The sequence below is a fragment of the Mycoplana dimorpha genome, assembly GCF_003046475.1.
In the GTDB taxonomy this organism is placed as follows: Bacteria; Pseudomonadota; Alphaproteobacteria; order Rhizobiales; family Rhizobiaceae; genus Mycoplana; species Mycoplana dimorpha.
The window spans coordinates 193,131-207,338 of sequence record NZ_PZZZ01000002.1 but is presented as its reverse complement, the minus strand read 5'-3'; the positions used below and the strand labels follow the sequence as shown (position 1 = coordinate 207,338).

Here is a 14,208-nt window from a genome sequence, read left to right as displayed (position 1 = left end):
GTAATCTGGATCTTGATCTTGGTGGCTGTCACCGCCCTCCAGATCGCACTGGAGTGATATTGGAATCATAAAGGCGCCGCTTGTCTCAACGGTGCCCCCGACCGCCTCAACCTGAGCGCATATTGACGCCGGCTCCCGCGCTTACTGGCCGGAAATAGGAAGCTTGCTGGTGAAGCGACGGGCAGATGCGCTGCGGACGCCTCCACCATCCCGGCTCACGAAGGACCGGATGGTCCCAATGTCCGGTGGAGGCCAATGCGGTTACCGCGTCCGTTAGAAGGGTGGGCTCTACGTTATCGCCGCGAACGTCAAAGACACCGTTTTCATATGAACCCTCCGCTTTGGTGAGCAGGCTGTTCCAGTCCACGGCCCCAAAGATCGACCACACCGTGACGGCCCGAACGTCTGCTCCCCGCGACAGCAGTTCGCCGGCCGCCTCCCAGACCTCCATCAGCCATCTCACCTGCTCTTCCGGCGGCGCGCCGTTGTGAACCTCGGTGACGGCGATCGGAAGCCGATAGCGCTGCCACACCTCGGCAAGGCGGGCGGACGGACCGAGATCCTCGTCGTTAAGAATCGACCGAAACGCCTCGAAGTCGGCATAGCTCTCCCTGCCGTTGCCCCCGTGACTTGCCGGCGGGAACAGGGACAGACGTTCGTCCAAATAGCGGTCGCTGGTAAGATAGTGGTTGATCCCGATGACGTCGACAACCGGCTCCCGGTCGCGCATGTACGCAAGCTCGCTTGCCGTGATGCCGGCCCTTATCAGCGGTTGATGAAAAGGATGATGCGGGTCTACACGCCCGCATAGAAGATCAAGGCTCAGCCATCGCCGTTCGTTCTCGTAGTCTGCCTGGTAGCTCAAGCGCGGCGTGCTGAAGCACCTGCCCATGTCCTCGGTCGTCACCAGAGTGGCATCGCTGTTGATGGTCTTGATGGCGGACATGGCCAGAACTGTCGCCATGCATTGCTCGAATACAGCCCGCAAGAATGCGTCGTGATCGCGCAGATGTGGGTGCCAGAACCCGTAAAGCGCCGAAAACCGGGCGGTGGTCAGCGGCTCGTTGACTGGTGTGTAGCACCTCACCCAAGGGTATCTCTCGGCCACTCTTCTTGCATGTAGCGCAAGCCCTTCGGCAAAGTTGCCGCCCAGCAGCTGCCCGTAACCGGGGCCGCTGCCGTGATGCACCAGACCAAGGATCGGCTCCAACGACAGCTGACGCATTCGCAAAAGCCGTTCGTCGTGCCATGCCCAGCCGTCCTCCTCGGCGTGCCTCGGCGAGACGGTCTCCCAGACGACAGGATAGCGGAGCGTCCTTATCCCGAGTTCGGCGATCCGCGACAGATCATCGTCGCGGAGATGATGGCCGGTTTCTACCACCTGATTGCGGATCGTGCCGCCTACCCGCACGACCGAGCACTCGATGCCTCCCCACAATTCGGGTCGCAATCTGCCGGGTTTCGGTGCGCCAGAATAAGCGTCGCGGTTTACGGGCTGCTCGTGCCCGTCTGAAGGATCGGTTCTGCGCATGGGGGAAACTCTCCCTGGATGCGTCGAAACTCTGCCAGCGCCTGCCCTACGATCTGATCCATGTTGTAATAGCGATATGTCGCCAGCCGCCCGACAAAGCGGACGTTTTCAGTCTGCTCGGCGAGTTGTCTGTAGCGGTTGTATAGCTCCTGATTATCCTGCCGTGGGATGGGATAGTAAGGGTCACCGCTGTCGCACGGATATTCGAATGTCAGGCTTGTCCGCGGATGATTCTGCCCGGTCAGATGTTTGTACTCGGTGATACGGGTGAAGGGCTTGTCCTGCGGATAGTTCACCACTGCCACGGGCTGGTACCACTCGCAATCACACGTAAGATGCTCGAATCTCAGTGAACGGTAGGGCAATCTTCCGAAGCAATATCCGAAATATTCGTCTATCGCGCCGGTATAGATCACGTTTCTTGCGGGGATGGAGCGCCGTATTTCCTCGTAATCGGTTTCAAGCATCACCGCGATGTTCGGGTGGTTCAGCATCCGATCGAACATGCGGGAATAGCCGTGCAGTGGCATGGCCTGAAACTTGTCGAGGAAGTAGCGGTCGTCGTCGTTGGTCCTTGCGGGCACCCTTGCGGTCACCGACCTATCCAGTTCCGACGGATCCAGTCCCCACTGCTTCCGAGTATAACCTCTGAAGAATTTCTCGTAGAGGTCGCGGCCGACACGCGAGACCACCACGTCCTCGGATGTTGCGATGTCGGCGACCTGTTCGGCCTGGGCTGCATAAAAGGCCTCGACATCCTCTTCGGTCGTCAACGAAAGCCCGTAGAGGCGGTTGATGGTGGTGCGATTGATCGGAATCGGCAGGAGCTGACCGTCTACCGACGCAAGCACCCGATGTTCATAGGGCCGCCACTCGGTGAAATTGGAAAGGTACTGGACGATCGCATCCGAGTTGGTGTGGAAAATGTGAGGCCCATACTGGTGGATGAGTATCCCACTGGCGTCCAGGCGATCATACGCATTACCACCGAGATGACTGCGTCTGTCGATAACCAGCACGCTGTCGCCCCGCTGACTGGCGAGGCGCTCGGCGATGACGCTGCCGGCGAAGCCAGCCCCAACGACGAACCAATCAAGCATGGCCGGCTCGACCCGAGGCGGCTATCGCGCTGCTGCGATCCTCTTCAAGCGCCGACGGGGCTGAGAGCACGAGCTTGTGCATCTGGGCCCAGGTCTTTTCCCAGGACATGCCGGCAAGAAAATCATCGACCTTTCTCAGCCAGGCCTGCCGTGGCTCATTCAGGCAGGCCTCGACCGCGGTCACCAGACTTTCCGGCGAATGGGCGATCCTAACCAGTCCGAGCTCTCCGTATGGCCGCACAACATCGGGCACGGGTGTCGAGACCACGGGAACGCCGGCAGCCAGGAACTCCGGCGTCTTCGTCGGGCTGATGAAGCGCGTGGACCGGTTCAACGCGAAGGGCATGAATGCGACGTCCCAGCCTGACACGAAGTCGGGCAGGTCGCGGTATTCCTGCCGCCCCAGCCAATGAAGGTTTGCAAGCCGCGGAAGGGAGGCCTCGGAAATCTTGGTCACCGGCCCGACCAGGACGAACTCGAAGTCCGGGCGCAGCCTTGCGGCCGCCTCGACGAGCTCGAGATCCATCCGCTCGTCGATAACGCCGAAGAAGCCGACCCGAGGCCTTTCCAGACAAGCCTGAGGGCTGGGATCAGAAAGGTCGGTGCGCCGGGCCTTGCGGAAGTGGCGCTGGTCGACGCTACTCGGGAAAGCGTGGACCGCAGGGTGCAACCGTCGCTTGGCCTGAAACAGGCTCTGTCCACCTGTGAAGACGAGATCGGCGGCGGCAAGCAGCCTGCGTTCGTTGTCGGAAAGCCGGCGAGGTGCGCCCTTGAAGGCTGACAGTTCGTCCATGCAGTCATACACACGGATATCGGCGACGACCATATCGCTGAACTCGTACGCCATGGGGGTGTAGTACCAGCATACGCGTACCCGGCCACCAAGCGCTCCCAACAGCCGGCGTGTCAGTTTGGCCTGCTCCCGCACCGCTTCGTCTTCTGAAAGGCCGAGGGGCAAGACCGGCGTCAGTATCTCCACACCACTGGTATCAAGCTCCGCACGCAGACCGGCTTCGGCGTTCGGCTCGTAGATCGGTTCCTCGATGTACAGCACCCGGTACTGTCTCGCCGCCAGGGTCATCAAGTGCTGCGGCCGTTGGAACACGAACCTCCAGCGCAGGTGCGAAAAGCAAAGTAGACAGTCTCTGTCGGATCCCGGGATGCGTCTGCTGGTGCCATCGCCGATATAGAGCATCGAACCTCTCCAGCGCGGAAAAGTCCGCGTTCTCAGCCGCCGAACGGCATTGTGAAGAGGAAAGTTCCCCTATCGCCCGCTCTAAAGCGTAAAATTCTAATTTAGGGATTGCGATTATGGCTCAACTTGTTATTCGTCCGGCCGCCCCAGAAAGCGCGCATGGCACGCGCAACCCCGGGATAACCCGGGGGGCCCTCTCAGCTAGAACTCTCCAACGAAAGAGGGAAAATGAAAATCGCATTCCAAAGTAACGTGTTTCCGCTGTTCCATCCCCAGGAGACGGACGACCTGAAAGATCCCTGTGCGGTGTTCGACGGTAAAACCTGGCACCTGTATGGCTCGGCCGGCACGGTGACGACAGAAACCTGGACGCTGTTTCACGCCACCGCGGAACAGTTGGATGGGCCCTGGACAGAACAGAGGCCGATCGAACTTCCGATCAACGGATCAGGGATCGCAGCGCCTGGCGTGATCTTCGCAGACGGCGTTTTCCATATGTTCGTTCAGACCGAGTTCATGCGAGCCGGCGGCCGGGTCGAGCACGCGGTGTCGAACGACGGGTTCACCTGGGTGGTCCTGGAGCCTGCCATTCTGGCAATCGAGGATAGCGCTGAACATGGTATCTACGACCCGCACCCCGCAGAGATCAGGGGGCACAAGTATCTGGTCTATTCGGCGATGCCGAAATTCGACCGGGTGCCGCAACCGGATATCTACCTGGCGCGCAGCGTCTCCAACACGTGGTTCGGACCGTGGGAGCGCGTCGGGAAGATCCTTGATCACACGGACGTTCCCCACCACAACCACCGCGACGACCCGAATTACGAATGGGGCATCGAAGGCGGCCAGCTTGTGGAACTTCCTGACGGACGCGTTCTTCTGAACGCCACGTGTTTCCTACCGACGGGAGAGCGCGGCACGCGTCAGCGGGTGTTCTTTGCCGTGGCGGATAACGTGGAAGGGCCCTATACGACCGTCGGCCCGGTGCTTGACCCTTCCCAGCGCGGAGAGAACGGGCATTCGACGGTGATAATACAGGGCAACGAATTGGTCCTTCTGTACCAAAGTCGCATCGAAGCGACGAGCCACCGCTGGCGCTATGGCATTGCGCGTTGCGATCTCTAGCGGTGAAATGGCGGCAGGTGCTGGTCACGGCGCTGTCAAAGGGACCAAGCTCCGACAGCGGGCTCGTTGTTCCTAGTGCAACTGAACCAGCACCTCCGCTTCTTTGGCCGCCGCTGTGAAGGCCACCCGCATCGCTTCGTCCCCGATCTCTCCTCGAAATGCGAAGGGCACCAGCGTCAAGGCCTGCGCGAATGCAGGCCCTTTGCTGACGGGCCAACAGTTCGTCAGGACCAACGCCGCCTCGAACGTCGTTCGGATCACGGAGAAGCCGCCCCCACCCTTGAGGTCGATCGGGACTGCCAAAGCCCATTCGGAAGCCGCCGTCACCACACTTCTCCTCACGTAGGGTCAACAGGCGGGGAACGGGTCAAAAGCCTCGAGGTTCCGCGCATAGGCGGCGCTTCGGAAAATTTTGTGCGAACGTCAGCCGCTGCCCAGCAACTCGGCATTCCGGCGCTCACGGCCGGTCGGAATGGAGGCTGCTACGCCTCAACTGCATCCCGCTTTCGTCGGCCGCCCGCTTTGTGATAGGCTTCGTTTCCGCTGGATGTGAGGTGAAGGTGACCAGAAACCCAGCCGGCCATGGCAAATCGTCGATAACCAAAGCCGATGAACTGGCAGCCCTGTTCCAGTTCACAGATGCATTGTATCGCGCGAACTCCACAACGGACGTGTATGACGCCACGTTCGAGGCGATCCGAACTGCATTGAGATGTGAGCGGGCGTCAATCTTGTTGTTCGACAAAGCGGGCGTAATGCGGTTTGTGGCCTCGCGCGGCTTATCGGAAACCTATTGTAGCGCCGTCGACGGGCACTCACCGTGGAAACCGGGCGATCGGAATGCTGTCCCGATCTTCATAGAAGACATCGACAATTCCGATCAACCGGAGGCTCTCAAGCAAGTCATCAAGGCCGAGGGAATCAGCGCGCTTGCATTTATTCCGCTCACGTCCTTTGGCGTCGTCATCGGGAAGTTCATGACCTATCATGAAGCGCCCCACCGTTTTACAGACGAGGAGGCGACCCTTTCGCTTACGATCGCTCGCCAGTTGGGCTTCAGCATAGAGCGGAACCGGATCAACGAGGCGCATCAGCATGCCGAAGGACGGCTCCGCCGGAGTGAAGAGCGGCTGCGGGCCATCCTCGACAGCGCCGACGAACACGCCATCATCACACTTGACGACAATGGCTGCATTGCAAGCTGGAACAACGGTGCGGAGCGTCTTCTCGGCTACAGTGAAGCTGAAGTTATCGGCCAGTCCGGCGAGATTTTCTTCAGCCCGGACGACCGGGCCGAAGGCGTGCCTGAAAAGGAAATGCGGGCGGCCCGAGAGGATGGCCGAGCGGACAATGAGCGTTGGCACTATCGCAAGGATGGCTCGCGCTTCTGGGGGTCGGGCGTCATGCTTCCGGTAAAGGACGGAGGCGGCCCGGACAGATATCTGAAAATTTTCCGGGACCGCACCGAGGAACGCAAAGCCGAGCAACGCCAGAAGCTGCTCATCGGCGAACTGAACCACCGGGTGAAGAACACGCTCGCAACCGTGCAGTCGCTTGCAGAGCAAACCCTGAAGACCGCCGAGTCTCCCAAAGCCTTTGCGAACGCATTCACCGGCAGACTGCTCGCACTGGCCGAGGCGCACGATCTGCTGACCCGCGTTGCATGGGAACCGGTTCATCTGGCCGATGTTGCCGACTCGGTCCTGGGAGCATGGGTGGAATACGGCCGAATGACGTTGACGGGCCCCGATGTGCTGGTCAGTCCCAAGCAGGCTCTGGCGTTCGCCATGGCGTTGAATGAGTTGTTGACCAACGCCATCAAATACGGGGCGCTTTCATCTCCCGCAGGGCGGGTCGTCATTTCGTGGGAGTGTGACGACGGCTGCTTGATCCGGTGGGAAGAGCGTGGCGGTCCTCCAGTCGCCTCCCCTCACCGGCAGGGCTTCGGTGTCCGCGTGCTGAACCGGGCGCTGGCGAATGAGCTGGGGTACCCGGTGGATCTGCAGTTCCAGCCGGCCGGCGTCACATGCACGCTCCGCATGGATTTTGTCGGCCAAGGTGCAGGCCTTACAATATCATAGCAAGGGACACGCTCTACCATGGCAACAGGACGCCGAGTTCTCGTGGTCGAAGACGAGATGCTGATCGCCATGTTGATCGAGGACGCGCTGACCGATGCCGGCATGGAGGTGGTCGGCCCGGTCGCAGCCGTCGAGGCGGCATTGACGATCCTTGAGAACGAGCCCGTGGATTCGATCGTTCTCGACATGAATCTTAATGGCAGAAACGCCATGCCGATCGCCGATGCGGCTGCCGAAAAGGCTATTCCGTTCATCGTCATGAGCGGCTATGGCCAGGCGGCGATTGGGAAGCACCACGCTGCCCCGGTCCTCAGCAAGCCCTTCGATCCCGCCAAGCTGATCGAGATCCTGCACCAATTGAACAGCCATCCATAAGCTCGCGCTTCAGCCGTTCCTGGCGAAGAGCCTGACTATGTGGTCGAGCATCCGGTCGGCGGCTTATGGCTGATAAACTATGGCGGTAAAGGAATGGCGGACAGAGAGGCCGCCTAACTCATAGGAACAGGCATGAACCCCGCGGAACTAGCATCCTAATTTCTATTTGTTTTTCAACAAATTATCTAACGCGCACGGATCTAGCGGGAACAATTGGGCATTGACAGCTACCCCAATTTTAGTGCCCATGTAGTGCCCTGGAAAGGCAAGGCACTAAAATGGATGACGGCCCCACACACCACAACGACCAGCCTTACCGCCGCTGACCCCGACCAACTTTCGGGCATGACCTGCATTGCCCCGAGGCTGCGCGATTGCGGCCATACGACTTGATGCAGCCGCCTGCCGGGCCGCGCTCCGGTCGATCCGCACCGCCTGAACTAATGGAGGAATGTAATGTCGAAGTCCCTGCACCGCCTGACCGTCAAGCAGATTGAGGCCACCACCCCCGGCAGCGCCCTCGCTGATGGGGGCGGCCTTCTCTACCGATCCACGGCCAGAGGTGCCGGGAAATGGTCCTTCAAGTTCGTGAGCCCTGACCTGGACTACCGGGCCGAACAGGCCGCGAAGGGCAGCAATTCCTTCCAGCGGGCGATGGGCCTGGGGGCATTCCCCAGCATCACGTTGGCAGCTGCACGGGACAAGGCTGCGGCAGCGCGTGGCCTGCTGGCGAAGGGCGTGGACCCCATTGAAGCAGACCGCCGTGCGCAAGCGTCGGCCCGGCAGCGGGGGGCCGAACTCGCCCGCGCCGCGTCCGACCAGGCAATGACATTCGGGCGGTACGCGGACGAGCACTTCTTGCCCTACGCACTGACGGGTTTTTCAAACGCCGCCCACATCCAGCAATGGCAGGCGACCTTCGCCACACACGCCGCAACCTTGCGGGAGAAGCCGCTGGCGGAGATAACTCGCGAGGACATTCTGGCGGTGCTGCACCCGATATGGACGACAAAGGGGGTGACGGCCAGCCGCAGCCGCCAGCGGATCGAACGCCTTTTCGCCCATGCAATCCAGAACGGGCGCTACCGGGGGGACAATCCCGCCTCATGGCGGCAATTCGACGCCACCCTCCCCTCGCCCAAAACATTGGTCCGGCACCACCCAGCTGTGCCCCACGACAAACTTGCCGACTTCGTTGCGGCGGTCCGCGCAAAGCAGGCCGACAGCATGGCGGCGCTCATGCTGGAGTGGATCACCCTCGCCGCCTGCCGGACAGGTGAGGCCCGCTTTGCGACATGGGATGAAATCGACCTTGAGCGGCGCGTATGGGCGGTCCCGGCAGGGCGCATGAAAATGCGGCGTGACCATGTAGTGCCGATCACGGCGCGCATGGCAGAAATCCTTGCCGAAGCCAAGATCCGCCGCCACGATGTGAAGCCCACTGACTATGTGTTTTCATCCCCCAAAGGTAAGCCCCTCACGGAAATGGCGGCGCTGATGTTGATGCGGCGCATGGAGCCTTACAAGGACTACACCGCACACGGGCTGCGGGCGACGTTCAAGGGCTGGGCCGCCACCGCCACCGACTTCCCGCGCGAACTGATCGAGGAACAACTGGCGCACCAACTAGGCGCGGTCGAACGTGCGTACATGCGCCAATCCGCCTATGAGCGGCGCAGGCCAATGATGGAGGCGTGGGCCGCTCTCTGTGCCGGGGCCACCCGGGCAGGGGACATGGGGGATGACCTCGTAACCGATGGCGATGAGGGGACGGCATGACAGCGTCATTGTTTGGCCGGGCCGCGCTACACCATGCGCTGGACAAGCTTCTGGACACCGGGGAGGAGGACAACGGGCGACTGAACCCGGACGCCTTTTGGGATTTCGCCGGGATGCTGGCGGCTGGCCGGGGCATCACCGAAGGCTTGCACGACGCCGGGCTGAAAGCCGTTCGGGCCGTACCGGACAGTCCACGCAACACCTTCAACGACCGGCAGCGCCGAGCGTATCACTTGGGCTTGCTGGACGCGCTTCTGCTGAGCATGGGCCGCTCGGAGGGGCAAGGATTGATGCCGTCGGAGTTGGGGTCGTTGCTGCCGGGGAATTTCCGGCAGGCCGCTATTGTACATGACCTCCGGGTGATGCTTGGCGGGTCCGACGGCATGGGAGCAGGTCACCCGCAAATTCTCTTCAGCGCCAGGGATGGCAACGCCGCCCTGCGTGGGGCTGCCTGCCGGCAGCTGGTTGGCGTGATCCGCTGGCGCATGGGCCGAACGGGTGCGACCCGCAACGCGGTTTGGCACGACCTCATGGGCACACGCCGGGAAATCGCGTCCTTGAACCGCTGGCAGAAGGAGGCTGGGGGCACTGGCGGGGAGCTTTACACGGAGGCATTCGCGGCGGGGCAAGCTGGGGTCATGGATATCCCTTGGGCCAAGTCCAACGAGGAATTGGTGCACATTATCGCGCTGGCGCTTGGCCGGCCCGGTAGCCGCAACCGCGACTAGAACGGCTTTTGGCGGTATCAGAAAGTCGGGCAGTTTCTGATACCGTGGAATGCGCGCGCCCCTGCGATGTTCTCGACGTGAACAGTCGAGACACGAAAGGGGCAACAAATGTCCAATGACAACATGCGCAATCGCGAAAAGAAGCACCCACACCCGCACCCAATCGCCATTCGCCCGCAAGACTTGGCGGACCGGTTGGGGGTGACGCGGCGCTATGTCTACCACCTGCTGCGCCACCCGGACACGACGCGCCGCCTCCCCGCACCGTTCAAGATTGGTCGCGCGACTTTCTGGCGGGCGGATGAAGTTCAGGAGTGGTTTGACCGGCAGGCGGAACGCCGGCTCTCCGCCTGGATGCCCTCATAGCAAAGTGCCGCTCCGCACCCGACGCGAAACGGCCCCTGAAAAGGAATTACCAACATGAATATCACTACCCCAGCCGCCCCGGCGGTGCAATCTGCCTGCCTTGGCAACGAGCTGCTTGCCCTGGCGCAAGACAGCGCCTCGCGCAAACTAATCACACCGGAGCGGGCGGAGATAGCGTGTATGGAATACCGCGTCGGCTTGGTCTCCGACGCAGGGCTGCGGGACAAACTCAACGCACTGCTGGCCGATGGCCCCGCGCCCTCGATGGCGCTTGACGCTATCTCCATAGCGTTCAAACCCGGCGATGTGATCGAGTTGCGCGCGTTGGACCCGGCAGGGGGGCGGGGCGTGTCCCTGTCTGGCGCGCTGGACAATCCCACCCAGCGCGCAGCCTTGGAGGCTTTCATCCGTGAGCATAACGGAAAGCGGAACCTCTATGCGGGCATCAACCCACGTCGTGCCGATTTGGCCGGATCGTCCCGGCCAGGGAAGGCTGCGGACGTGGTGGCGCGCCGTGCCGTGGTAATTGACCTGGACCGGAAGGACGCGCCGCCCACGGACACGGACTGGACGCGGACAGTGAGCGCGCTGTCGGTGGGGTTGGACCCGATGCTCATCGTTGACAGCGGCAACGGCTACCATGTTTGGCTGCCCATTCAAGACCTGTCCGCCGCCGACGTGCTTTCCTCTGCCGGTCCTCTGGGCGCGTCCATGTCGCGGCTGGGTGCCGACAACATGGCGGACCCGGCGCGGATCGCCCGCCTGCCCTTCACCGTGAACGTGCCGAACGCAACGAAGCGGGAGCGGGGCGCGGTTCTGCGGATGGCCGCGCCCGAGCCGGAGTGGCAGCTCAAGCGCAACGCCCGGCAGGGGGAACTGCGCACCGCGGCGGACGTGTGCGCGGCGCTGGACGGCATCGCGGGGCAGCTGGGGCTTCCCGGTAAGGGGCGCGCAGCTGCGGACCAAGCCGCGCCCAGCGTGGCGCTGCCGACCGGCGAAACCATGGCCCACCACACGACGACTTAGTGCCCAATTAGTGCCCAAACGATCCGATTGGAAAATTATGGTTATAAATTAATGATGAATGGCGGACAGAGAGGGATTCGAACCCTCGATAGAGTTGCCCCTATACACGCGTTCCAGGCGTGCGCCTTCAACCACTCGGCCACCTGTCCGTCCGCAAAACACGACCGGTGGTCAATCCGGTGCGGTCCGCCGTGCTGGTTCCAGTCAGCGGACGGCGCGATATATACCGATGATCGCGGCCGGATCAACCGCTTTCTGACAGAATTTCTACGTCCTCCCGTACTGGCCAGGGGCTGCCGGATTGCAAGGAACCGCCGACGATCCTAGATATGGGTGGATTGGCCCGTGTTGTTGGGCCTGGAGGCAAGGCGTCGATGTTGCGCTTCTTTCTGCGGCTGTTGAGCCTGGCCGTCCTGACGATGGCCGTCATGGCGGCGACACTGGATGTCATCCAGTCGGTCGCCTCCTCGGAGCCGGTGTTCACACCGCTCGCCGTCACCTGGAGCGCAGCAAGCCCGGAGAGCCTCGCATTCGTGGCCGACACGATCATGAACCGGCTGCATCCGAAGCTGTGGGACCCGGTGGCCTTGTGGCTCCTGTCGCAGCCGGCTTCGGTCGTTCTTCTCGGCGTCTCGCTGCTGTTGTGGATGGCGGGCTACCGCCGGCATCGCCCCGCCGGCCGCTTCACCGCCTGAGGCGGCAGCCTCGGCCAAGCTCAAGAGGAGTTTCACATGTTCTTGCTCGACATGTTCAACAAGAAGACCGCGATGCCCACGCCGGAGAACGCACTTCCGGGCCGTCCCGAGCCGATCCCGACGGCCGAGGCCCACTTCGTCAATGGTCGGCCGCTCAAGGGTCCCTATCCCGATGGCACCCGCACGATATTGCTCGGGCTCGGCTGCTTCTGGGGGGCCGAGCGGCTCTACTGGCAGATTCCCGGCGTCTATGTCACGGCGGTCGGCTACGCCGGCGGCCACACCCCCAACCCGACCTATCAGGAGACGACCACCGGACTGACAGGACATGCGGAGGTGGTGCTGGTCGTCTATGACCCGCAGATCGTGTCGCTGGAGGAACTGCTGAAAGTCTTCTTCGAAGAGCACGATCCGACGCAGGGCATGCGCCAGGGCAACGACATCGGCACGACCTATCGCTCGGCAATCTACACGACCGACGAGGATCAGCTTGAGACGGCCTTGCGGATGCGCGACCAGTACCAGGCGGCGCTCGACGCGGCCGGGCACGGCAATCGCATCACCACCGAGATCGCGGCGGCCGGCCCCTTCTATTTCGCGGAAGCCTATCACCAGCAATATCTCGCCAAGAATCCCGGCGGTTACTGCGGTCTGCGCGGCACCGGCGTCACCTGCGCGGCCGGGTGACGGATACGACGAAGCCGTCCGAAGAGGCCAGCCTAGGCGGGCAACCAGCGTTTCTTTACCACCTGAATAATTTCTGGTGAATTTTTCCTGCAACCGTGCAAGGATCGCGGCCGCCTGACCCGGGGGGAACCGGGTCGGCAGCTCCGCAAAAAACCCGTTGTTTCGGGGACGTGCGGGAGGACCCGACATAATCAAAGCAACAGGGCTGCACGATGAAAAAAACCTTACTGACTTTTCTTGCCACTGCGGCCATGTCGGCGACGGCGCTTGCGGCCGACATCAAGCCGGCGATCATCTACGATCTCGGCGGCAAATTTGACAAATCCTTCAATGAAGCAGCCTATAACGGCGCGGAGAAGTTCAAGGCCGAGACCGGCATCGGCTATCGCGACTTCGAGATCGCCAACGACGCCCAGCGCGAACAGGCGCTGCGCCGCTTTGCCGGCGACGGCAACAACCCGATCGTCATGGCCGGCTTCTCCTGGGCCGCCACGCTCGAAAAGATCGCCACCGAATATCCGGACACGAAATTCGCGATCATCGACATGGTCGTCGACAAGCCGAACGTGCGCTCGGTCGTCTTCAAGGAAGAGGAAGGCGGCTGGCTCGCCGGCATCCTCGCGGGCATGGCGTCCAAGACGAAGACCGTCTCGTTTGTCGGCGGCATGGACATTCCGCTCATCCACAAGTTCGCCTGCGGCTATATCGGCGGTGCCAAGTCGACCGGCCCGGAGGTGAAGGTGCTGGAGGCCTATACCGGCACGACCCCCGACGCCTGGAACGATCCGGTCAAGGGCGCCGAGATCGCCAAGTCGCAGTTCGACCAGGGCTCTGACGTGGTCTACCACGCCGCCGGCGGCACCGGCGTCGGCGTCCTGCAGGCGGCAGCGGATGCCGGCAAGCTCGGCATCGGCGTCGACTCCAACCAGAATGGTCTGCACCCGGGCAAGGTTCTGACCTCGATGCTCAAGCGCGTCGACGTCGCCGTCTACGACGCATTCAAGACCGCCAACGACGGCACCTTCGAGCCCGGCATCAACGTGCTCGGCCTCAAGGAGGACGGTGTCGGCGTGGCGATTGATGAGAACAATGCTTCTCTGATCACCGATGAGATGAAGGCAGCCATCGAGAAGGCAAAGGCCGACATCATCGCCGGCACCGTGACCGTCCATGACTACATGTCGGACGAGAACTGCCCCTACTGACGATAATGCGAGGAGAGCCTGCCCGTCCGCACGAGCGGGCGGGCTTTCCGTTTGATGCTGCGCGCAGTCAGTAATGCGGCGGACGGGTGATCGGCGGCGCCTCGAGCGAATTCTCCTCGAGGATAAGGAAGCGCTCCGCCAATTGGTTGAGCTTCGCCCGCATCTGCTCGACGACCTTCCATTGCTCGGCCAGCTGGTCGGAAAGTTCCTCGATGGTGCGGGCCTGATGGGCGACATGTTCCTCCAGCGCGGCGATGCGGCCGGCACTGTCGTCATCCCGGGTCGAAGTATCGGTCATGGTTCGATCAGGCTCCA

General features: G+C 62.0%; 15 protein-coding genes and 1 tRNA gene. 10 read left to right on the top strand and 6 right to left on the bottom strand.

Translation table 11 applies throughout. The features are described 5' to 3' along the window. Positions 1 to 106: 106 nt before the first annotated feature. From C7449_RS04550 to C7449_RS04540, 3 genes are read right to left on the bottom strand one after another with little or no spacing between them, the layout of a single operon-like run. Entirely contained in the window at positions 107 to 1,531 is a 1,425-nt protein-coding gene (locus tag C7449_RS04550; RefSeq protein ID WP_108001608.1) for a family 1 glycosylhydrolase, read from the bottom strand. Beyond that, positions 1,489 to 2,631 (bottom strand): UDP-galactopyranose mutase, encoded by a 1,143-nt coding sequence (glf, locus tag C7449_RS04545; RefSeq protein WP_108001607.1) that lies wholly within the window; start codon positions 2,629 to 2,631, stop codon positions 1,489 to 1,491. Before glf ends, C7449_RS04550 begins: the two co-directional genes overlap by 43 nt. After that, positions 2,624 to 3,826, bottom strand: a complete 1,203-nt coding sequence (locus C7449_RS04540) for a glycosyltransferase (RefSeq protein WP_108001606.1) — start codon at positions 3,824 to 3,826, stop codon at positions 2,624 to 2,626. Before C7449_RS04540 ends, glf begins: the two co-directional genes overlap by 8 nt. Before the next feature lie 228 nt (positions 3,827 to 4,054). On the opposite strand from C7449_RS04540, the gene C7449_RS04535 reads away from it, so the two are divergent. Continuing rightward, a complete protein-coding gene (locus C7449_RS04535) occupies positions 4,055 to 4,951 on the top strand; it encodes a glycoside hydrolase family protein (protein ID WP_108001605.1) in 897 nt (298 codons plus the stop codon). 72 nt (positions 4,952 to 5,023) lie between these two features. Here the strand turns inward: C7449_RS04535 and C7449_RS04530 are convergent, their stop codons facing one another. Then, a complete protein-coding gene (locus C7449_RS04530) occupies positions 5,024 to 5,278 on the bottom strand; it encodes a DUF982 domain-containing protein (protein ID WP_170115796.1) in 255 nt (84 codons plus the stop codon). A 227-nt stretch (positions 5,279 to 5,505) separates the two neighbouring features. Between C7449_RS04530 and C7449_RS04525 the strand changes: the two genes are divergently transcribed. The 6 genes from C7449_RS04525 (at position 5,506) to C7449_RS04500 (ending at position 11,306) form a co-directional block, all read left to right on the top strand. Further along, positions 5,506 to 7,032: a sensor histidine kinase gene (locus C7449_RS04525; RefSeq protein ID WP_146165044.1), complete on the top strand. Its 1,527-nt coding sequence runs from the start codon at positions 5,506 to 5,508 to the stop codon at positions 7,030 to 7,032. Positions 7,033 to 7,050: 18 nt separating this feature from the next. Next, positions 7,051 to 7,407: a response regulator gene (locus C7449_RS04520; RefSeq protein ID WP_108001602.1), complete on the top strand. Its 357-nt coding sequence runs from the start codon at positions 7,051 to 7,053 to the stop codon at positions 7,405 to 7,407. Between the two features lie 456 nt (positions 7,408 to 7,863). After that, positions 7,864 to 9,186 (top strand): tyrosine-type recombinase/integrase, encoded by a 1,323-nt coding sequence (locus tag C7449_RS04515; RefSeq protein WP_108001601.1) that lies wholly within the window; start codon positions 7,864 to 7,866, stop codon positions 9,184 to 9,186. After that, on the top strand, positions 9,183 to 9,914 hold the full coding sequence (locus tag C7449_RS04510; RefSeq protein WP_108001600.1) for a hypothetical protein: 732 nt from the start codon (positions 9,183 to 9,185) through the stop codon (positions 9,912 to 9,914). Before C7449_RS04515 ends, C7449_RS04510 begins: the two co-directional genes overlap by 4 nt. Positions 9,915 to 10,022: 108 nt before the next feature. Continuing rightward, positions 10,023 to 10,280 carry a helix-turn-helix transcriptional regulator gene (locus C7449_RS04505; protein WP_108001599.1) on the top strand — a complete coding sequence of 86 codons (258 nt, stop codon included), beginning with the start codon at positions 10,023 to 10,025 and terminating at the stop codon, positions 10,278 to 10,280. A gap of 54 nt (positions 10,281 to 10,334) precedes the next feature. Then, entirely contained in the window at positions 10,335 to 11,306 is a 972-nt protein-coding gene (locus C7449_RS04500; RefSeq protein WP_108001598.1) for a hypothetical protein, read from the top strand. Between the two features lie 59 nt (positions 11,307 to 11,365). Here C7449_RS04500 and C7449_RS04495 read toward each other — a convergent pair. Next, positions 11,366 to 11,455: transfer RNA gene (locus C7449_RS04495), tRNA-Ser, on the bottom strand. A 225-nt stretch (positions 11,456 to 11,680) separates the two neighbouring features. On the opposite strand from C7449_RS04495, the gene C7449_RS04490 reads away from it, so the two are divergent. From C7449_RS04490 to C7449_RS04480, 3 genes are all read left to right on the top strand, one after another. Further along, positions 11,681 to 12,001 carry a hypothetical protein gene (locus tag C7449_RS04490; protein WP_210204697.1) on the top strand — a complete coding sequence of 107 codons (321 nt, stop codon included), beginning with the start codon at positions 11,681 to 11,683 and terminating at the stop codon, positions 11,999 to 12,001. 36 nt (positions 12,002 to 12,037) lie between these two features. Further along, positions 12,038 to 12,688 carry a peptide-methionine (S)-S-oxide reductase MsrA gene (gene msrA, locus C7449_RS04485; RefSeq protein WP_108001597.1) on the top strand — a complete coding sequence of 217 codons (651 nt, stop codon included), beginning with the start codon at positions 12,038 to 12,040 and terminating at the stop codon, positions 12,686 to 12,688. 212 nt (positions 12,689 to 12,900) lie between these two features. Continuing rightward, on the top strand, positions 12,901 to 13,893 hold the full coding sequence (locus C7449_RS04480) for a BMP family lipoprotein (protein WP_108001596.1): 993 nt from the start codon (positions 12,901 to 12,903) through the stop codon (positions 13,891 to 13,893). Positions 13,894 to 13,960: 67 nt separating this feature from the next. Here the strand turns inward: C7449_RS04480 and C7449_RS04475 are convergent, their stop codons facing one another. After that, complete coding sequence (locus tag C7449_RS04475) at positions 13,961 to 14,191, bottom strand: SlyX family protein (protein WP_108001595.1); 231 nt, start codon at positions 14,189 to 14,191, stop codon at positions 13,961 to 13,963. Between the last annotated feature and the right edge of the window lie 17 nt (positions 14,192 to 14,208).